This is a genomic window from Streptomyces sp. WMMC940, assembly GCF_027460265.1.
Lineage (GTDB): Bacteria > Actinomycetota > Actinomycetes > Streptomycetales > Streptomycetaceae > Streptomyces.
Window position 1 is genome coordinate 4,592,875 of sequence record NZ_JAPZBC010000001.1, and the last position, 19,175, is coordinate 4,612,049.

13 protein-coding genes are annotated in these 19,175 nt (G+C 73.5%); 6 read left to right on the forward strand and 7 right to left on the reverse strand.

Going from position 1 to position 19,175, the window contains the following annotated elements:
* Positions 1–45: 45 nt before the first annotated feature.
* The 3 genes from O7595_RS20245 to O7595_RS20255 all read right to left on the reverse strand — a co-directional run bounded on the left by O7595_RS20245 (position 46) and on the right by O7595_RS20255 (position 4,208).
* Positions 46–1,773, reverse strand: a complete 1,728-nt coding sequence (locus O7595_RS20245) for an LCP family protein (protein WP_269730066.1) — start codon at positions 1,771–1,773, stop codon at positions 46–48.
* 232 nt (positions 1,774–2,005) lie between these two features.
* Positions 2,006–3,265 carry an LCP family protein gene (locus tag O7595_RS20250; protein WP_269730067.1) on the reverse strand — a complete coding sequence of 420 codons (1,260 nt, stop codon included), beginning with the start codon at positions 3,263–3,265 and terminating at the stop codon, positions 2,006–2,008.
* A gap of 190 nt (positions 3,266–3,455) precedes the next feature.
* On the reverse strand, positions 3,456–4,208 hold the full coding sequence (locus tag O7595_RS20255) for a TIGR03089 family protein (RefSeq protein WP_269730068.1): 753 nt from the start codon (positions 4,206–4,208) through the stop codon (positions 3,456–3,458).
* A gap of 127 nt (positions 4,209–4,335) precedes the next feature.
* On the opposite strand from O7595_RS20255, the gene O7595_RS20260 reads away from it, so the two are divergent.
* From O7595_RS20260 to O7595_RS20270, 3 genes are all read left to right on the forward strand, one after another.
* Positions 4,336–5,787: a peptidoglycan recognition protein family protein gene (locus tag O7595_RS20260; RefSeq protein WP_269730069.1), complete on the forward strand. Its 1,452-nt coding sequence runs from the start codon at positions 4,336–4,338 to the stop codon at positions 5,785–5,787.
* 138 nt (positions 5,788–5,925) lie between these two features.
* Positions 5,926–7,017 (forward strand): NDP-sugar synthase, encoded by a 1,092-nt coding sequence (locus O7595_RS20265; protein WP_269730070.1) that lies wholly within the window; start codon positions 5,926–5,928, stop codon positions 7,015–7,017.
* Between the two features lie 337 nt (positions 7,018–7,354).
* On the forward strand, positions 7,355–8,362 hold the full coding sequence (locus O7595_RS20270) for a DNA-3-methyladenine glycosylase family protein (RefSeq protein WP_269730071.1): 1,008 nt from the start codon (positions 7,355–7,357) through the stop codon (positions 8,360–8,362).
* Between the two features lie 157 nt (positions 8,363–8,519).
* Here the strand turns inward: O7595_RS20270 and O7595_RS20275 are convergent, their stop codons facing one another.
* From O7595_RS20275 to O7595_RS20285, 3 genes are all read right to left on the reverse strand, one after another.
* Positions 8,520–9,818 carry a coenzyme F420-0:L-glutamate ligase gene (locus tag O7595_RS20275; protein WP_269730072.1) on the reverse strand — a complete coding sequence of 433 codons (1,299 nt, stop codon included), beginning with the start codon at positions 9,816–9,818 and terminating at the stop codon, positions 8,520–8,522.
* Positions 9,815–10,771 (reverse strand): 2-phospho-L-lactate transferase, encoded by a 957-nt coding sequence (gene cofD / locus O7595_RS20280; RefSeq protein WP_269730073.1) that lies wholly within the window; start codon positions 10,769–10,771, stop codon positions 9,815–9,817. The genes O7595_RS20275 and cofD overlap by 4 nt, the downstream gene beginning before the upstream one ends.
* A gap of 135 nt (positions 10,772–10,906) precedes the next feature.
* Entirely contained in the window at positions 10,907–11,410 is a 504-nt protein-coding gene (locus O7595_RS20285; protein WP_269730074.1) for a cysteine dioxygenase, read from the reverse strand.
* Between the two features lie 683 nt (positions 11,411–12,093).
* Between O7595_RS20285 and O7595_RS20290 the strand changes: the two genes are divergently transcribed.
* The 3 genes from O7595_RS20290 to O7595_RS20300 all read left to right on the forward strand — a co-directional run bounded on the left by O7595_RS20290 (position 12,094) and on the right by O7595_RS20300 (position 18,458).
* A complete protein-coding gene (locus tag O7595_RS20290; RefSeq protein ID WP_017945871.1) occupies positions 12,094–12,357 on the forward strand; it encodes a WhiB family transcriptional regulator in 264 nt (87 codons plus the stop codon).
* Between the two features lie 753 nt (positions 12,358–13,110).
* Complete coding sequence (locus O7595_RS20295) at positions 13,111–16,890, forward strand: glycosyltransferase (protein ID WP_269730075.1); 3,780 nt, start codon at positions 13,111–13,113, stop codon at positions 16,888–16,890.
* Positions 16,887–18,458 carry a DUF5719 family protein gene (locus O7595_RS20300; protein ID WP_269730076.1) on the forward strand — a complete coding sequence of 524 codons (1,572 nt, stop codon included), beginning with the start codon at positions 16,887–16,889 and terminating at the stop codon, positions 18,456–18,458. The genes O7595_RS20295 and O7595_RS20300 overlap by 4 nt, the downstream gene beginning before the upstream one ends.
* Before the next feature lie 167 nt (positions 18,459–18,625).
* Here O7595_RS20300 and O7595_RS20305 read toward each other — a convergent pair whose 3' ends face one another.
* Positions 18,626–19,054 carry a metallopeptidase family protein gene (locus O7595_RS20305; protein ID WP_269732556.1) on the reverse strand — a complete coding sequence of 143 codons (429 nt, stop codon included), beginning with the start codon at positions 19,052–19,054 and terminating at the stop codon, positions 18,626–18,628.
* Positions 19,055–19,175 lie beyond the last annotated feature (121 nt).

The window sequence follows — 19,175 nt, forward strand, 5'->3', positions numbered from 1 at the left end:
CCCCCCTGTGTCGTCAGGCGCGCCGCGTGACCCGGTGATCCGGGATCACTGGGCGCACACCTGCTTGTCTGCTTCGACCTTGTCCACCGGCGGCTTCGCCGGTGCGGTGATGGGCACCCCCGCGCCCTTGAAATCGGCACCGAGCGTGAGGACCATCGCCTCCGTGCCCTCGGCGTCCTCCGTGCCGGGCTTGAGCGCCGTGGCCGGCAGACCCATGAGGTCCGCGAGCTTGCGGGCCTGGTCTGCCTGGTTCGGCGCGTACTCCAGTGTCGTCTTGGCCGTCTTCTCCGGGGCGTTGCTCTTGTTGGTGGACTTGAGCACGCCCTTCTCGACCTGGAGCCAGTTGAGCGTCCTCTGCGCCGCACCCGGGGTGTCGCTGCCGTTGTAGACGTCGACCCTGACCTGGGAGGCGTCGGCCCGCGGGCCCTTGAGCAGGGCGGCCTGCTTGCTCTTGGCCGCCGACTCCTTCCTCTTGACCTCGGTGAAGGAGATGTCGTTCTGGAGCATGCTGAACACCTGCGGCGCCTTGACCTCGTCGAGGAGGACGGTGGCGCCGTCGGTGTTGTCGACCACCGGCACGGTCGCGAAGCTGATGTGCTTGACGTCAATCTTGCCGAGCTCCTGGGCCATGGCCGTCAGTTTGGGGATGTCCCCGATCGCGCTGTCGACGGTGAGGGCCTGGGTCGCGGCCTCAGCGACCGCGAACATCTTCTTCGGGTTGCCGAGCGTGTCCTCCTTCATCTGCCGGATCATCGACGCCACGAACTGCTGCTGCTGCTTGATGCGGTCGAGGTCGCTCTCGTTGCCGAGGCCGTGCCGGTTGCGGACGAAGGCGAGGGCGTCCTCGCCCGCGACCTTCTGCTTGCCGGCCGGGAGATCCAGCTTGGACTCCTTGTCCTTGATGGGCTTGACCAGGCAGACCTCCACACCGCCGACGGCGGTCGAGAGCGTCTTCACCGCGTTGAAGTCGGCCATCATGAAGTGGTCGACCGGCACGCCGGTGATCTGCTTGACCGTGCGCATCGTGCAGCCCGGGTCGCGGCCCCCGACGCCGAAGCTCTCGTTGAAGCGGACGCCCTGGGAGCCCTTGATTATCTTGGTCGAGCCGTCGGGCTGCTTCGTGGGGCAGTCCGGGATGTCCGTGATCAGGTCGCGCGGGATGCTCAGCGCGGTCGCGTTGGTGCGGTCCTCGGAAACGTGGAAGAGGAACGTGGTGTCGGCGTGGCCGGTGCTGCCCTTGTCGCCGTACCCCTCGTTTCCCGCGCCGGTGCGCTTGTCGGTGCCGAGGAGAAGGATGTTGACGGGACCGTCCTTGGCGATGCCCTTGGAGCCGGCGTCACCGACGTCCACCGTGTTGAGGTTCCCGTTGAGCCGTTCGTACAGGTAGAAGGCGAAGGCCGAGCCGGCGACGAGGACGCAGGCCATCACGCCGCCCGTCCACAGCATCGCCTTCTTCTTCCGGCTCTTCTTCGGCCTGCGCTTCCGGCGCCCCGCGGCGGTCTGCTGGGCGCCGCGCCCTCCGTCCCCGCCCGGCGGGTTTCCGCCACGCGCCGAGCGCCGCGTGCGCTGCCCCGGAACCTCGGCTGTCGTGGGAGCGGCACCGGAAGGGCCGCGGCGGCCGGCAGTTCTGGAGGCGGCGCCGGCGGAGCGGGAGGGGGGCGGCTTCGGAGCGGAACGGTCCAGTCGCAGCTCGTAATTGCCCGTCTGCGGGTTCAGTACCCACTGGTCGGCGGGGTCGATCTCGTCCGCCTGCCCACGGCTCTGCGCATCCACGGTTGTTTGAGTCCTCCGTCGGTGCCACGCGCGGCGTCCCTCCCCCCGGGAGACGCTCGATTCGTCGGTCCGGTTGTGTGTGACCGCGGCCTGGCCGGCCGGATGTACCGGATCGCGTCACACTATCCGCCCAGTTCAGCGGTGGGCGACGTCCGTGACAAATTCCACGCCCCTTACAACCGGGCAATCCGCCCAATCTTCATGGACTGCCGGTGACTCTTTGGGCAGGGCTTTACTCGCACCCGGCCGATGTCGCGTTGGTGCCGGAGAACGTGGGTGTCGCCGACGGGTTCTGCGACCCCGTCCCACTGTCACGTTCCGTGTCCCCCGCGGTGCTCGCCGTCGTCTCCTTGGGCACCACACGCACCGGGGCGTCCTTGCGCAGCCGCTCGAAGAGCCGGCTCGCCGCCGGCTGCGCGAGGACATCGCGGTTGGGGTCGTGCGGGTAGGACCGGCGAGGCACGGTGAGGAACTGCACGCGCTCCGTCGGTACGCCGCGCAGGGAGCGGGCCAGATCGAACAGGTCCTTCAGGGAGTCCAGGCCCGGATCGGTGGTGAGCGACCTGGTCGCCGCGTCGAGCACGGGGTAGAGGCGGGCCGGGTTCAGCAGGACCCCGTTGCTCTGGACCTTGTTGAAGAGCGCGCCGAGGAACTGCTGCTGCCGGTCCATGCGTTCGGTGTCGCTGCCGTCCCCGAGGGACTTGCGGGCGCGGACGTAGCCGAGGGCCTGCTCGCCGTTCAGGGTGTGCTTGCCGGCCTTCAGCCTCAGATGCGCGTCCGCGTCGTCGATGGGCGCCGGCAGGCAGACCGTCACCCCGCCCACGGCGTCGACCATGCTCTTGAAGCCGTGGAAGTCGACGACCATGTGGTGGTCGATCCGGACTCCGGTGAGCCGTTCGACGGTGCGGATCGTGCAGGCCGCGCCGCCGATGGCGAAGGCCGAGTTGAACTGGGCGTACTGCGCCCGGCTGCGGGTGCCCTCGGCGGTACGGCAGCTCGGGATGTCGACCAGGAGGTCGCGGGGCACGGACACCGCGGTCACGCTCCGGCGGTCGCCCGCGACGTGCAGCAGGATCGTGGTGTCCGAGCGCTGCACGCCCTTGTCGCGGCCGTACTTGCCGTTCTCGGTGCCGGCGCGGCTGTCGGAGCCGATCAGCAGGATGTTCTGCGCGCCGTGCGGTGCGGGCAGCGGGCGCTCCCTGTCGTAGCGCTCCAGTTCCTCCACGGCGGTCAGGTCCGTGGTGATGTTGCCCTCCAGCTTGCGGTACAGCCACCAGCCGACGCCGGAGACCAGCAGTACGAGGAGCGAGACGCCCAGCGCGACCCATCGCATGCTCCGGCGCCGCCGCCCCTTCCCGCCCCGGCGCCGTCCGCCGCCCGCACCGTAGCCGTCACCGGCGGCGTGCTCCGCGGTGTCGTCCGGTTCGGCGGGCGTGCCGGCGCTGTCGGTCACGTGGCGTCCGTCCTCGCGGTGGTCTGTCGCAGTACCCACCGCCGATGATCCACCGGACCTGCCGCCGCGGCCTGCGGGCCCGGTGCCCACTGGGCCGAACGGGTGAACTCCGCGGCGCTCGCCGTATGAAGTCGCTGGTCAGGGCCGTGCCAGGCGGGCGGGTGCGGGCGGCATGGGCCGGGGCGACCGGGGCCCGGGTCCGCCGGCGGTGCCGTGCCGCGCCGGCGGATCAGACCGCCGTGCCCGTCACCCGCTCGCTCCCCATCCGCTTCTCCAGGTCCTGCGCCGGCAGCCGGTCCAGGTTCCGGCAGAGCACGACCGAGCCGCCGGACGCGAGAGGTGCGTACAGCCCGGCGGACAGCCCCTCCCAGCTCGCGTACCCGTGGCCCGACAGCAGTCTCGACCCGGGCGCCAGGCCCAGCTCGGCGGCGTCCGCACGGGCGCGCTCGACGAGCTGCGCCCCGGTGAACTCCACCCCTCCGACGGCGAGCGCGGGAGCGTCCGCGTCGACCGGTACGTAAGGGGTGAAGCGGTCGCCCTGGCCGGGGACCTCCACCGCGTAGTCGGCGAAACCCTCGGGCGCCTGCGGGAACCGGCCGCCGAGCGGCCGCAGCGCCAGCGCGATCCGCTCACCGGAGCAGGCGCGGGCGGCGTCGAGGGTGTCCGGGCCGCTCACGACCAGGTCCGCGGCCGCCGGGTCGCCCCCGACGTCCGCGACGACTCCCACCGAGGAGCAGGAGAGCAGCCACACCGCCGTCTGCCAGTGCGCGGGCAGCAGCAGGGCGAGCCGGTCGCCCGGTTCGGCGGACAGGCCGTCCTGGAGGAGGTTCGATGTCTTGGCCACCCAATTGGCGAAGGTGGCGACGGACAATTCCACGCGCTCACCGGTGGCATCGTCGTAGAAGGTGACCAACGGGCGTGCGGGGTCCGCGGCGAGCGCGGATCGCAGCAGGTCGGCCGGGGTGCGGTCGCTGGCGTTCACCCGCGCAAGGGTACGCCGCGCCCGCCGCGCCCGTGCCGCCGTCCCGGTGAGGAGCTCCCCCGGACGGGCCGACGGCGCGCCGGTTTCCCGGTGGGCGGATCCCCGGCCGCCGCCCGAGGATCGAGCCATGCGTGCCTACCTTGCATCCTCCATCGGAGTCGCCTGCACCGCCGCCCTCGTTCTTCCCGCACTCACCCCCGTGGCCTCCGCCGCGCCGCGCGTGCCGGATCTCCCGGGCTCGACGCAGTCGTTGCCCCTGGTGCCCCTGCCCGGCTACGAACGCGCGGCCGGCGGGGCGGTCGTCCAAGGTCTGCCGCAGCGCGAGACCCGGCCGTTCTCCCTCGTCGGTGTCGTGTGGGAGGACCCGGACAGCGAGCTCCACGGCTCGGTCCAGGTCCGTACCCGCGCCACCGGCTCGGGCGCGTGGTCGGAATGGCAGGACGTGGAGACCCACGACTTCGAACACGCCCCGGACCCCGGCTCCGAGGAGCGGGCCGGGGGTACGGTGCGCGGGGCGACCGCCCCCCTGTGGGTCGGCGACTCGGACGCGGTGGCGGTCCGGGTCCGGCCCGAGCCCGCCCGGGGTGCGACCCGCGCCGCCACGCCGCCCCTGCCCGGGGGCCTGCGGCTGGAACTCGTCGACCCGGGTGAGGAACCGGAGAGCCCGCCGCCGGGCAGTCCGGAGAGCCCGCCGCCCGGGAGTCCGGAGATCCCGCAGCCGGGCAGCCAGGAGAACCCGGCGCCGCTCGCCCCCTTCCCGGAGAGGCCGGAGATCCCCGTGCCCGGCGAAGGCGTGTACGAGGAACTGCCGGGAGCCACGGGCGATCCGGCCCTCACCGCGTCGCTCACGCCCGAGTCGGCGGCCGCCTCCGCCGTCAACGCGGACCTCGCGCCTCTCGGCTCCGACGCGATCCTCCCGCTGAGCAAGGCGGAGACGGAGGCGGAGGCCTCGGCGTACGGGGTCGCCAAGCCGTACATCGGACCCCGGCCCGGCATCGTCACGCGCAGGGGCTGGGGTGCCGACGAGGCCCTGCGCGAGAAGCAGTTCGTCTACACGAAGACGGTCCAGGCCGCCTTCGTCCACCACACCGCCACGGGCAACCGGTTCACCTGCCGGCAGTCCGGCTCCGTCCTCCGCAGTATCTACCGCTACCACGTGGAGAGCAGTGGCTGGCGCGACATCGGCTACAACTTCGCCGTCGACAAGTGCGGAAACATCTACGAAGGCAGGGCGGGAGGCGTGGCCAAACCGGTTCTCGGCGCACATACACGTGGTTTTAACACGAACAGCATGGGCATCGCCGTGCTCGGGACGTACAGTTCGACCCCTCCGACCAAGGCCGCGGTGGACGCCATCGCCAAACTCACCGCATGGAAGCTCGGGCTCTTCGGGGCCAACCCGAAGGCCACGACATATCTGACGTCGGGTGGCGGCAACAGATACGCGAAGGGCACGAAGGCCAGGCTCCACGTCATCTCCGGGCACCGGGACGGATTCGCCACCGACTGCCCGGGCGCCCGCCTCTACGGCCAACTCGGCACGGCCCGCGCGGTCGCGGCCAGACTCCAGGGCCGCTGAGGAACCACCCGCCGTCATCCGGCGCATCCGCCGGACCGATCGGCCCGGCGGTGCCGCATACGTACGTACGCACAGGCTGCATACACTGGCCGGTCATACGCGCGAATCGCCCGGCCCCAGAAGGAAGCAGAGAAGGCATTGACCCAGGCCCAAGAAGCGATCCTCCTGGTCGGCGGCAAAGGCACACGACTCCGCCCGCTCACCGTGAACACGCCGAAGCCCATGCTCCCGGCGGCGGGGGTGCCGTTCCTCACGCACCAGCTGGCGCGGGCGCGCGCCGCGGGCGTCGAGCACATCGTGCTGGCCACGTCGTATCTGGCGGAGGTCTTCGAGCCGTACTTCGGGGACGGTTCGTCGCTCGGTCTGCATCTGGAGTACGTCACCGAGGTGGAACCGCTGGGCACGGGCGGGGCGATCCGGAACGTCGCCTCCCGACTGAGGTCGGGGCCGGACGACCCGGTGCTCATCTTCAACGGGGACATCCTCACGGGACTGGACATCCGGGCCCTCGTCGACACCCACCGGTCCTCGGGAGCCGATGTGTCGCTGCATCTGACCCGGGTCGAGGACCCCCGCGCCTTCGGCCTGGTGCCCACGGACGCCACGGGCAGGGTCACGGCGTTCCTGGAGAAGCCGCAGACCCCGGAGGAGATCGTCACCGACCAGATCAACGCGGGCGCGTACGTCTTCCGGCGCTCCGTCATCGACGGCATCCCGGCGGGCCGGCCGGTGTCCGTCGAGCGCGAGACCTTCCCCGAGCTGCTGAGCTCCGGGGCCCACCTCCAGGGCATGGTCGACTCCACGTACTGGCTGGACCTCGGCACCCCGCAGGCGTTCGTCCGCGGCTCCGCCGACCTCGTCCTCGGCCGCGCCCCGTCACCGGCGGTGCCGGGCCGCTGCGGGGACCGCCTCGTCCTGCCGACCGCGACGGTCGCCGCCGACGCCAAGCTGACCGGAGGAACCGTCGTCGGCGAGGGCGCCACCGTCGGCGAGGGCGCCAGGATCAGCGGCAGCACGGTCCTGGACGGCGCGGTGGTCGAGGCCGGCGCGGTGGTCACCGACTCGCTCGTCGGCGCGGGCGCGCGCGTGGGCGCCCGCACGGTGCTCACGGACGCGGTCGTCGGGGACGGAGCGGTCATCGGATCCGACAACGAGCTGCGTGACGGCATCCGGGTCTGGTGCGACGCAGCGATCCCGGCGGGCGCGATCCGCTTCTCCCCGGACCAGTAGCCGCGCGCCGGCCCGGTGACCCGGCGCCGGTGCGGCAGCACGCCGCCCGTCCGCCGCGCCGGTGCGGTTGTGCCGCGCTGTTGCCGGTGGCCCGTTTCGGAGCGGCGGCTTCGTCGGTCTCGTGCCGGTGCTCCGGGAGGGTGGGTGTCGTCGCCGGTGCGGCTGCAACCTGCAACGTGTCCGGCCCGACGGACCCGCGCCGGACCGGCGGACCACGGGTCCGCCGCGCCGGACCGTGGTCCCGTGGGCGGTCGCGGGGTCCCGCTGCGAAGCCGCACCCCGACCGCCTAGGCTCGGGTCAGACCTCGGCACACCCCCGCACCCAGGACACCCCTCCGTGGCAGGACGCTTCACCCCCCGGCCCGCCGTCACCCGCACCACGGTGCGCGGCGGCGAGGTCGCCGTACCCGCGCCCCGGCCCGGGGCGGCGACGGCCGGGGGCCGGGAGCGGACATACGTCCCGCCGGGCCCACTGGACCTCGGACTGGTGCTGGGACCGCTGCGGCGCGGCCCGGGCGACCCGACGTTCCGTACGACCCCCGACGGCTCCGTGTGGCGCGCCGCCCGGACGCCCGCCGGCCCGGGCACGCTGCGGGTAACGGCGAAGGGCACGGCGGTGCACGCCGAGGCGTGGGGTCCCGGAGCCGAGTGGCTCCTCGATCAACTGCCCCAGATGCTGGGGGACCTGGACGACCCGGACGTGTTCGAACCGCGCCACCGCCTGGTCGCGGCCAGCCACCGCCGCCGCCGGGGACTGCGCCTCACCCGCACGGGACTGGTCCTGGAGAGCCTGATCCCGTCGATCCTGGAGCAGAAGGTCACCACGGACGAGGCGTACCGCGCCTGGCGCCTCCTCGTACGCAGGTACGGCGAGCCCGCCCCCGGCCCGTGTTCCGACCGGATGCACGTCATGCCGGACGCCCGCACCTGGTCGATGATCCCTTCCTGGGAGTGGCACCGCGCGGGCGTCGACGACAAGCGCGCGTCCACGATCCTGCGCGCGGTCCGTGTCGCACGCCGGATGGAGGAGGCCGCGGCGATGGAGCCCGAGGCGGCCATGGCACGCCTGGAACTGATCCCCGGCATCGGCCCCTGGACCTCCGCCGAGACCGTCCAGCGCAGCAACGGCGCACCGGACGCGATCACCGTCGGGGACCTCCACCTGCCGCGCATCGTCGGTTACGCCCTCGCGGGAGACCGCGACGCGGACGACGCGGCGATGCTCGAACTCCTCGCCCCCTACGCCGGCCAGCGCCACCGTGCCGCCCGCTTCATCCTCCTCGGCGGCCGGACCCCGCCCCGCCGCACACCGAAGATGCCGCGCTGGGACATCGGCGGACTGTGACCGGAAGGACGTTCCCTCCTCGAGGTGCTGGGGGAGGAGCGGGTGGCATGCGCACGTGCCGAGCTCACCGACCTGCTGCCGGGGGACCAGGGCCACGGACAGCGGCTGGGGGAGAGGCGCGCCGCGGCCGTCGCGCCCGTCACCCGCCGACCCGCGCTCACCGGACCTCGACGAACGCCTCCGCGTCCCGCGCCGGCCGATCCCTCGGCGCCTGTGCCGCGTGCCCGATCGCGACCGCGCCCATCGGGTCCCAGTCGGACGGCAGGTCCAGCACCTCCCGGACGACGTCGCGGCAGAACATCGTGGACGACACCCACGCCGACCCGAGTCGCTCACCGGCCAGCGCCACCAGGAAGTTCTGGACGCCCGCGCCCGTCGCGACGACGAACATCTCGCGCTCCGCGGCATCGCGGCGCCCGTCGCCGTAGTGGTGCGAGCCGTCCACGACCATGCACGGCACCGCCAGATACGGCGCGTTGCGCAGGACGTCGCCGCGCCGCACGCGCTGCGCGATCGATTCCTCGGACTTGCCGTCGCGGCGCAGGTCCGCGATCCAGACGTCGCGCATCGCGTCGAGGAGGCGCAGCCGTGCGGGCTCCGACTCGAGGAGCACGAAGCGCCAGGGCGTCGTGTGGTGCGGAGCCGGCGCGGTCACGGCGGCCGCGACCGCGCGGCGGACGGCGCCCGGATCCACGGGCTCGTCGGTGAAGGCGCGCACCGTGCGGCGCTGGGTCACCGCCTCCCGTACCGCCTCGGAGGTGCCGAGCCGGAACATGTCGTCCGCCGCGGGGCGCACCAGCGCGCGGGCGCCGTCGGTCCCGTCCGCGACGACATGGCCGAGCCCTCGGACCACCGCCACCGGCAGCCCGGCCGCCTTGCCCTTGACCAGATCGCCGGCCGCGGCGAGTTCGTCGGCGGTGGCGACGACGGTCGCGTCGAGCCGGTTGCCGTGCGCGTCGGTGCCGCCGCGCAGGTCGTCCAGGACCCGTACGCCCGCCGCGCCGACGGCGACGTCGGTGAGCCCCGCCCGCCACGGGCGGCCGAAGGTGTCCGTGATCACCACGCCCACTTCGACGCCGAGCGCCTCCCGCAGTCCTTCCCGGATGCGCGAGGCCGAGGCGTCCGGGTCCTCGGGCAGCAACAGCACGGTCCCGGCGGCGGTGTTGGAGGCGTCCACCCCGGCCGCGGCCATCACCAGCCCCTGCCGGTTCTCGACGATGCGCAGGGCACCGCGGCGGGCCACCACCCGTACCGTCTCCGCGTCGATGGCCGCCTCACGGTCGCGGGCCTCGACGATCCGGCCCTCCGCCTTGCTCACGATCTTCGAGGTGACGAGCAGGACGTCGCCGTCCACCAGTCCGGGCTCACCGGCCGCGATCAGTTTCGCGACGTCGTCTCCGGGCCGAACCTCGGGCAGTCCCCGCAGCGCCCACACCCGGTAGGACGGTGCGGTCATCCGCGGACCTCCTCGGCGAGCGCCAGCGCCTCGCGCGCCATCGCGGCCGTGGCGTCGAGGTCGGTCATCATCAGCGGCACCGCCCGGCAGCGGATCCCGGCCTCCTCGACCTCGGCCACCGCGGTCGCGTCCACCGTGTCCACGAGCCAGCCGTCCAGCAGCCCCGACCCGTAGTGCCGCGCCACGGCGGCGGCCGTCGACTCGACGCCGACCGCGGCCAGCACCTTGTCGGCCATGCCGCGCACGGGGGCGTCGCCGACGATGGGGGAGAGCCCCACGACCGGAACGCCCGCGTCGGCGATCGCCTCACGGATTCCCGGCACCGCCAGGATCGTCCCCACGCTCACGACGGGGTTCGACGGCGGGAAGAGGATGACGTCGGCCTCGGCGATCGCCTCCAGCACGCCGGGTGCGGGCTTGGCCTGCTCTGCCCCGACGGGCACGACGGCCTGCGCGTCGACGGACGCCCGCAGCCTGACCCAGTACTCCTGGAAGTGGACGGCCCGGCGTTCGCCGTCGACATCGACGGCGACATGGGTCTCGACCCGGTCGTCGGACATCGGCAGCAGCCGCACCCCGGGCTGCCACCGCGTGCACAGCGCCTCGGTGACGGCGCTCAGCGGATAGCCCGCACCGAGCATCTGGGTCCGCACGATGTGCGTGGCGAAGTCGCGGTCACCGAGCCCGAACCACTCGGGCCCCACTCCGTACGCCGCGAGCTCGCTCTTGACCTGGAAGGTCTCCTCGGAACGTCCCCAGCCCTGCTCCTCGTTGATGCCGCCGCCGAGCGTGTACATCACCGTGTCGAGGTCCGGGCAGACCTTCAGCCCGAACAGATGGATGTCGTCACCGGTGTTGCCGATGACCGTGATGTCGGCTTCGGGGGCGGCCGCCTTGAGGCCACGCAGAAAACGAGCACCGCCGATGCCACCGGCCAGAACCACAATGCGCATGCTCAGAGTGTGTCAGGCGCCGGCACCCGGGATGAGTCGCGGTCCGCGGGCCGAGGCCGGACGCAGGCTGCGGGGTGCGGGGTGCGGGGTGCGGGGTGCGGGTGTGTGCCGGGCCGGGCGGTGGGCGGTCCGCGGTCAGGCCACGACCGCGTCCTGCCGGGCGGCCGGCGAGCAGTGGGCCGTGTGCATCGGCATCTCGGTCAGGCCCGGGAAGTAGACGTGCAGGCTCACGGCCGGCTCGAGCGAGTCGTTGACCACCTCGTGCACATATCCGGGGGCGAAGACGCGCTGCGCGCCGGCGGCCAGGGCGCGATCGGCCCGCGCGGTCCGCTCCGTCAACTCGCCCTCCAGAACGGTCAGTACGCCGGAGGACGGACCGTGGTCGTGAAGCCCGCTGCCCTGTCCCGGGACCCAGGACAGCAACCAGACCTCGTAGCCGGGGCCGGTGCGCAGCCGGTGGTACCACCGTGTCGTGGCGTCGTACCGGACGAGCGGGGCCCACCGGGTGCGGTCCTCGGCGATGGACCGGGCGAGTCCGGCGAACTCGGCCACGGTGGACGGGTGCTCCTTGGCGGGCTGGAGGAGGTGCGGGACCTCGAGGATGTCGCCGGCGATCTGGAGGTCGCTGTCGCTGTTCATGGGGTGCGGTGGTTCCTCGGCAGAAACGGAAGGTCAGTGCTGGGGTGTCGCGAGGCCCGCCGGGAACGGGCGGACCGGGGAGAGAGCTGGAGCGCTACGGCATCAACAGCTGGAACAGCAACAGCGCGCCTGGACAGCGCTGCGGAACCCACGGATCGCGTGGGTCGCGGAGGGCGCTGTGGTCGCTGGCATGCCATCCAAGGTGACGACCACGGCTCCGGATGTCAACTCAGTGACCGATTTGGCGGCAATGTTTCACCTCATCCGGTTACTCCGGTCGGAGAAAGGTTTGTGCGTCGACGGGGCCGGAGACATGGCGCTGCAACTGTGCTCTCAAACGCCGTTGCGCTCTTGTGATCGGACTGTGATCCGGATCGCTTGTGTGGCTGGATCGCAACAAGATCGAAGCGCGAGACGTCCTTCCTTGTGGAGCCGGTGAACGCCGGTGCTGCAGCGCGGAAGGGGGAGGGTGCGGTCAGGCCAGTGGCAAGTGTCATGGTTTTTGGTGATTTGAACACTTTCCGCATACGCTTGGTTCCGCAGAGTGAATACGGGGCCCAATAGCAGATCTCGGCTTGACTGGCCCGGATCCACACACTTGTAATTTCACTCGTGTCGTTCGGCCGAAATCGGTACGGCTCACGGCCGGATCACGGGGACGCAAAGACAGACGAGGGGCGCAGATGACCGAGCTGTTCCAGCAACTGCTGGTCGAGGACGCGGACGAGGAACTCGGCTGGCAGGAGCGCGCGTTGTGCGCCCAGACCGACCCCGAGTCCTTCTTCCCCGAGAAGGGCGGATCCACCCGCGAGGCCAAGAAGGTCTGTCTCGCCTGTGAAGTCCGTTCCGAATGCCTCGAGTACGCCCTCGCCAACGACGAGCGGTTCGGCATCTGGGGCGGCTTGTCCGAGCGTGAGCGCCGCCGACTGAAGAAGGCCGCGGTCTGAAGGGCTGAGGAAGGCCGCGGTCTGAGGCCGGCCTACGGTCTGAAGCAGGTCCGCGTCTGAAGCGGGGCCACGGTCTGAAGGGCCGCGCTCCGGAGAAGGCCGCCGGCCGTCCGGTCGGGGCGCCGCCCGACCCGCCGCCCCACCTCCCGGCCGGTCGTCGACCACTCCCGTCGCCGGCGTCCGTCACGGCCCACGACGCCCGGTCGGCACCCGCTCCCGTCGCGACGCCCGTGACCGCCGCCACCTCGACCACCCGCCCGCGACGGCCCACCAGGCACCCCGCCCGTTGCGCACGGCCCTCCGCCGCCCCCACCCGCACGTCCCGCGCATCCTCATCACTGCGTATCCGTTTCGCCCGCGCGCCCGTGCATCGCACAGGAGGCGTCCGCGCATCGGACGCGTCCGCGCATCGCGTACGAGAAGGTCCGCCGCCCCCGGCTCCGCCGCCGGACGGCGGGCCTCCTCGTACGCCCGCCGGTGTCCCCGCCCCGGGCGGGATCCGGTGGCCGCTCGCCGACCTCCCCGCTCCGGCCGCGATCCGGTTCCCACCCGCCGTCCCCGGTCCGACCTCTCCGGTCCCCCGTCCCCGGCCCGCCGAACGCCGGGCCGCCCGGGAGCGGTCCGCCCCGGCCGCCGGCCCCGCCTGGACAGCCCGCGCCACGGCGCTCCGCCGGACCGTTAGTGTGGGGCCCCGTCCCAGACGCTCCAGCGCCCCCCTCCCGGGGGCGAACCGGCCGGAGGGCCCGTACCTCAATGTCCGCCACCCCTGCGGAGTTTGTTCCCGCCACCTCGGCGGGGCTGGTTCCCGCCACCCCGCCCGAGTTTCCGCGGCACGTCGTCACCGCCGTACTCGTCTCCCACGACGGTGCCCGGTGGCTGCCCGACGCGCTCGCCGGGCTGCTCGGTCAGGAGCGCCCCGTACAGAACGTCGTCGCCGCCGACACCGGCAGCGCCGACGATTCGGCACGGCTGGTCACCGAGGCTCTGGGCGCCGAGCGGGTCCTGCACCTCGCCCGCCGCACCGGTTTCGGTGCCGCCGTCGACGAGGCGGCCCGTCTCGCACCCGTGCTCACCCCGGACGACCTGCCCTATCTGAAGCGTCCCAGCGGCTGGGACCCGGTGACCAGGACCTGGCGCGACGAGGCGTACGACATGCCGGAGCTGCCGCACGGCGAACCGGTCCAGTGGCTCTGGCTGTTGCACGACGACTGCGCACCCGCCCCCGACGCCCTCGCCGAACTCCTCCGCGTCGCCGACTCCGACGAACACGCCGCGGTCATCGGCCCCAAGCTGCGCGGTTGGTACGACCGCAAGCAGCTCCTCGAGGCCGGCGTCTCCATCGCCAACAGCGGCCGCCGCTGGACCGGGCTCGACCGCCGGGAGCAGGACCAGGGCCAGCACGACCAGGTCCGCTCCGTGCTCTCCGTGTCCTCCGCCGGCATGCTCGTCCGCCGCGACGTCTGGGAGGGACTCGGCGGCTTCGACCGGCGGCTGCCCCTGATGCGCGACGACGTGGACTTCTGCTGGCGCGCCCACGCCGCGGGCCACAGTGTGTACGTCGCCCCCGGTGCCGTGCTGCGGCACGCCGAGGCCGCCGCCCGCGAGCGCCGCACCGTCGACTGCGCGGGCCGCTCCGTCGCCAGCCCGCACCGCGTCGACAAGGCGGGAGCCGTCTACACCCTGCTCGTCAACGCCCGCGGCAGGTCGCTGCCCTTCGTCCTGCTCCGCCTCCTCCTCGGCACCCTGCTGCGCACCCTCGCCCATCTGGTCGGCAAGGTGCCCGGCCAGGCGGTCGACGAGGTCATGGGCCTCCTCGGCACCCTGCTGCGCCCGGAGCGGATCCTCGCCGCCCGCCGCAGGCGCGGCAGAGCCCTCGTCGACGCGAGCGAACTGCGACCGCTCTTCCCGCCGCCGGGCGCCACCGTCCGAGCCACCTTCGAACAGGTCGCCGGAAGTCTCGGCGCCGGACGCGACTCCGACTCCGGGGGCTCACGGCACGGCGCCGTCGAGTCCGGTCCGGGCGGCGACGAGGCCGACTTCCTGGAGGTCGAACAGTTCGCCCGGCTCAAGAAGATCGCCCGCAAGCCGGGGCCGGTCCTCTTCGCGCTCCTGCTGGTCGTCTCCCTCGTCGCCTGCCGCGGCCTTCTCGGCGGCGGCGCGCTCGCGGGCGGCGCCCTGCTGCCCGCGCCGGGCGAACTGTCCGAGCTGTGGAGCCGCTACGCCGACGCCTGGCACCCGCTCGGCACCGGCGGGACCCAGACGGCACCGCCGTACCTCGCGATCCTGAGCGTCCTCTCCGGACTCTTCCTCGGCTCCACCGGCTTCGCGCTCACCGTGCTGCTCGTCTGCTCGGTTCCGCTCGCTGGCGTCACGGCGTACTTCGCCTCCCGTCCGCTGATCGAGTCCCGGCTGCTGCGGGCCTGGGCGAGCGTCGCGTACGCGTTCCTGCCCGCCGCCACCGGCGCACTCGCCACCGGGCGGCTCGGCACCGCCGTCCTCGCCGTCGTGCTCCCGCTGATCGCCCGCGCCGGGGTCGCGGCCTACGGACTGGCCCGTACCGACGGTGCGCGCGGCAGCTGGCGGGCCACCTGGGCGTACGCGCTGCTGCTGACGTTCGCGACGGCCTTCACCCCGGTCGTCTGGCCGCTCGCCCTCGTCCTCGGCCTGGCCGCCCTCGTGCTGCGCCGAGGTGACATCACCGCCTACGGGCTGCGCTTCCTCGTCGTGGCCGGTACCCCGCTGCTGGTGCTCGCTCCCTGGTCGCTGTCGCTGCTGACCGACCCGTCCCGCTTCCTGCGCGAGGCGGGACGGGAGTTCGGCACCGGCGCGGCCTCACCGCTCGACCTGCTCGGCATCAGCCCCGGCGGTCCCAAAACCGTCGGCGGGCTGCTCCTCATCGGCGTGGTGCTCGCCGCTCTCGCCGCCCTGCTGCGCGCCGAGCGGCAGCTCGCGATCCGCACCGCCTGGGCCGTCGGGGTCGCCGCGCTGGTCTTCGCGGCCCTGGCCAACGGCTCGGGCTGGGCCGGACCCGCCACCCTCGTCTACGGCATCGCCCTGATCGCCGCCGCGGTCGTCGGCGCGGAGGGCGCCCGCCGGCGCGTCGCCGCCCAGAGCTTCGGCTGGCGCCAGCCCGTGGCCGCGCTCGTCGCCCTCGCGGCCGCGGCCGCCCCGCTGTTCGCCGCGGTCAACTGGATGATCAGCGGAGCCGCGGGCCCGCTGGAGCGCCGAGACCCGGTGCAGGTCCCCGCCTTCGTCGCCGAGGAGAGCGGCACCCGCGACCAGCCCCGCACGCTCGTCCTCGGCGGCTCGTCGCCGGCGAAGGTGTCGTACACGCTGGTCCGCGGCTCCGGCGGGCGCCTCGGCGACGCCGAGCTCAGCGAGGCCGCCGGCAGCGACCCGCGCCTCGACAAGGTCGTCGCCAACCTCGTCGCCGGCTCCGGCGCCGACCAGACCAGCCAGCTCAGCGGCTTCGCCATCCGGTACGTCCTGGTCCGCGACGGCGCGCCGCGCCAGATGAGCCGCGTCCTCGACGCCACCCCCGGCCTCTCCCGGCTCAGCCAGCTCGACGGCAGCGCGCTGTGGCGGGTGGACAGCCAGGTTGCCCGCGCGGTCATCGTCAGCGGCGGGGCGGAGCCGCTGCCGGTGGCCTCCGGACCGGTCGAGGCCCACACGGACGTCCCCAAGGGCCCCGAAGGCCGGGTACTGCGCATCGCGGACCGCGCCGACGACGGCTGGCAGGCCACGCTCGACGGCCGCCCGCTGGAGAGCACCACCGTGGACGGCTGGGCCCAGGGCTTCGAACTGCCCGCCGAGGGTGGACGGCTCGATCTCGCCTATGCGACCCCGATCACCCACACCGCCTGGATCTGGACACAGGGCGCCCTCGCCCTCGTCCTGGTCGTGCTGGCCCTGCCCGGCCGGCGCCGCGAGATCGACGACGACCTGCCCGAGGAGGATGCCGCGATCCCGGCCCAGCCCGTCGAGGGCGAGGGCCGCCGGGCCCGCAGGCTCCGCGCGGCGCAGGCCGAGGCGGCGGCCGCCGCCGAGGAGGAGCCGGATCCCGCGGTGGGCCCGCAGCCCGAGGCCGGAGCCCCGGAACCGTACGCGGCGGTCCCCCGGCAGCCGCAGTACGGCGCCGAGTGGGACGAGCAGGCCTACGCGGACGAGGGCTCCCCGGCCGCCGCCGGCTACGGCTCGTACGGGAACGGCGGGTACGCCGATCCGTACCCGGGCCAGTACCAGGACGCCCCGGGACAGCGGTACGCGTATCCGGAGACCCAGCAGTACGACGGCCCCCAGGGGCAGCAGTACGAGCCCGGGCAGTACCCGCCGGGGCCGTACGAGCCGCAGCAGTACGACCCCCGGTACGGCGGCCAGGCCCCCCAGCAGTACGACCCGCAGCAGTACGACCCGCAGCAGTACGACCCGCAGCAGTACGACCCGTACGGCACGGACCCCGGCCCGGAAGCGGGCCCGTACGACCCCTACGGCCACGAGAACGAGCAGCGTCCCGACGGGAGCAGCAACCAGTGAATCGCACGACCCTCTCGCTCCTCGCGGCCGTGACGTCCCTCGCGGCGGTGACCGGATTCGCCGCGCTCACCGCGCCGGACGGCGGGGCGGCGACCGGGGCGACGGCTCCGGCCCGGCTGCCGGTGGAGCGCTCCAGCCTGCTCTGCCCGGCCCCGGCGACGTCGGACCTCGCCGAGACCGTGTACACGTCCTTCACCCCTGGGCCCGGCAGCGGCGGCGGCTCCGCCACCTCGGGCGCGGTGGCCGAACTCAAACCCTCCGTCGCGACGTTGAGGGGTCCGGCCGGCGGGGAGAAGAAGGACGAGGCGGGCGAGGAGGACGGGGCGGACGGGGCGGAGAACGACGGAAGCGCGAAGAAGCCCCCGTCCGACAAGCCCGTCGTCACGCTCAAGCAGCCCGGGAAACCCGTCGCCGCCAAGGCGAGCGGCAGCGCCGCCCCCGCGCTGGTCGGCACCGCCACCGGCGGTCTCGCCCCTGGCTGGACCACCCAGCAGACGACCGTCGTGAGCGCCGGCAGTGGCCGCGGAGTGCTCGGAGTCCACTGCACCGCACCCGACACGGACCTCTGGTTCCCGGGCGCGAGTCTCGCCGAGGACCGGCAGGACTACGTCCACCTCACCAATCCCGACGACTCCGGCGCGCTCGTCGACATCGAGCTCTACGGCAAGGACGGCTCGCTCAAGTCCCAGCTGAGCGACGGCATCCAGGTCCCCGCGGGGGCGAGCGTCCCCGTCCTGCTCTCCACCCTGACGACCGATCCCGCCGATGACGTGACCGTGCACGTCACGACGCGCACCGGCCGGGTCGGCGCGGCGGTGCGGGGCGCCGGGGACGAGATCGGGAGCGACTGGCTGCCGGCGTCCGCCGACCCGGCCGGCACGCTGGTGCTGCCGGGTGTCCCGGCGGACGCGACCTCCGTGCGGCTGGTCGCGTTCGCGCCCGGTGACGACGACGCGGAACTGAAGGTGCGCCTCGCCGGCGCGACCGGCACGCTCAACCCCGCCGGCGCGGAGAGCCTGCGGGTGAAGTCCGGGATGACGGCCTCGCTCGAGATGAAGGACGTCACCAAGGGCGAGGCGGGCTCGATCCTCCTGTCACCGGCCGAGGGCGCCCCGGCGACGGGTGTGGTCGCGGCCCTGCAGGTCACCCGGGGCAAGGGCGACAAGCAGGAGATCGCCTACATCCCGGCGACCGCGCCGGTCACGGAGCGGGCCACCGCCGCCGACAACCGGGCCGAGGGCTCGGTGCTCTCCCTCGCCGCGCCCGGTGCGACCGCCCAGGTCAGGGTGACGGCCTCGGCCGGTACCGAAGGCGGGTCCCGAGCCGTCAAGACGTACACGGTCAAGGGCGGTACGACGCTGGCGGTCAGCCCGCCCGTCCCGGCAGGGCTGAAGGGCTCGTACGCGCTGACGGTGGAGCCGCAGTCCGGCGGGCCGGTCCACGCGGCCCGCACGCTGCTGCTCCCGCAGGACGGCATCCAGATGTTCACCGTCCAGACCCTGCCGGACGACCGCGGTCTGGTCGCGGTCCCGGCGGCGGAGCAGGACCTCTCCGTCCTCGACGACTGACGGAATCCGGCCACCCGGGCCCGGTGGGCGGCGGACGCGGTTGCCGCGCACCGGGCCGGGAGCCGAGCACCGTGCCCGCGGGAGGGGAGCGGCGCACCGGACGCGCCACGGGTCGTATCGGGCGGGGCGGGTGAGTGCGGCCGCTGCCTCGGCCGGACCTGCTCGCCCTAGTCCTGGCCGTAGCGGGGGTCGACCGACTCCGGCGCGAGGCCCAGCAGGTCCGCCACCTGCTCCACCACCACCTCGTGCACCAGCAGTGCCCGTTCGTCCCGGTTCTTCGTGCGGATCTCGACGGGACGCCGGTAGACCACGATCCTCGCCGGGCTGCCCTTCCCCGCCGGTACCGAGCGGCCCAGCGGCACGCTCTCGTCCAGCGACCCCGGTACGTCCAGCACCAGGAAATCCACCTCGGCCAGCTGGGGCCAGCGCCGCTCCAGCCGTTCCACCGAGTCCTGGACGAGATCGCGGAACGACTCGGCCCGGCTGGCGGAGAGCGGCACCTGCGGCGGGGCGACGGGCCCGCGCATCCCCCGGCCGTGACGGTCGCGGCGGCGCGGCCTGGGCTCGGTGGGGCGGGGCGGTACGGGACTGTCCATCACTGACGCAGGGTAGCTCTCCCGGACCCTGCCGCAGCGGGGCCGTGCCCCTCTCGAACCGGGGGCCATCGCCCTCGGGGGTGACGGCGTACCACCCGGAGGCGTGAAGGTTTCGACGGTC

What these genes read in the sequence shown, in the direction of transcription:
- O7595_RS20305 (WP_269732556.1), bottom strand. Translation starts at nt 19,054, where the DNA reads ATGGACAGTCCCGTACCGCCCCGCCCCACCGAGCCCAGGCCGCGCCGC.
- O7595_RS20285 (WP_269730074.1), bottom strand. Translation starts at nt 11,410, where the DNA reads ATGAACAGCGACAGCGACCTCCAGATCGCCGGCGACATCCTCGAGGTC.
- cofD (WP_269730073.1), bottom strand. Translation starts at nt 10,771, where the DNA reads ATGCGCATTGTGGTTCTGGCCGGTGGCATCGGCGGTGCTCGTTTTCTG.
- O7595_RS20260 (WP_269730069.1), top strand. Translation starts at nt 4,336, where the DNA reads ATGCGTGCCTACCTTGCATCCTCCATCGGAGTCGCCTGCACCGCCGCC.
- O7595_RS20295 (WP_269730075.1), top strand. Translation starts at nt 13,111, where the DNA reads ATGTCCGCCACCCCTGCGGAGTTTGTTCCCGCCACCTCGGCGGGGCTG.
- O7595_RS20290 (WP_017945871.1), top strand. Translation starts at nt 12,094, where the DNA reads ATGACCGAGCTGTTCCAGCAACTGCTGGTCGAGGACGCGGACGAGGAA.
- O7595_RS20275 (WP_269730072.1), bottom strand. Translation starts at nt 9,818, where the DNA reads ATGACCGCACCGTCCTACCGGGTGTGGGCGCTGCGGGGACTGCCCGAG.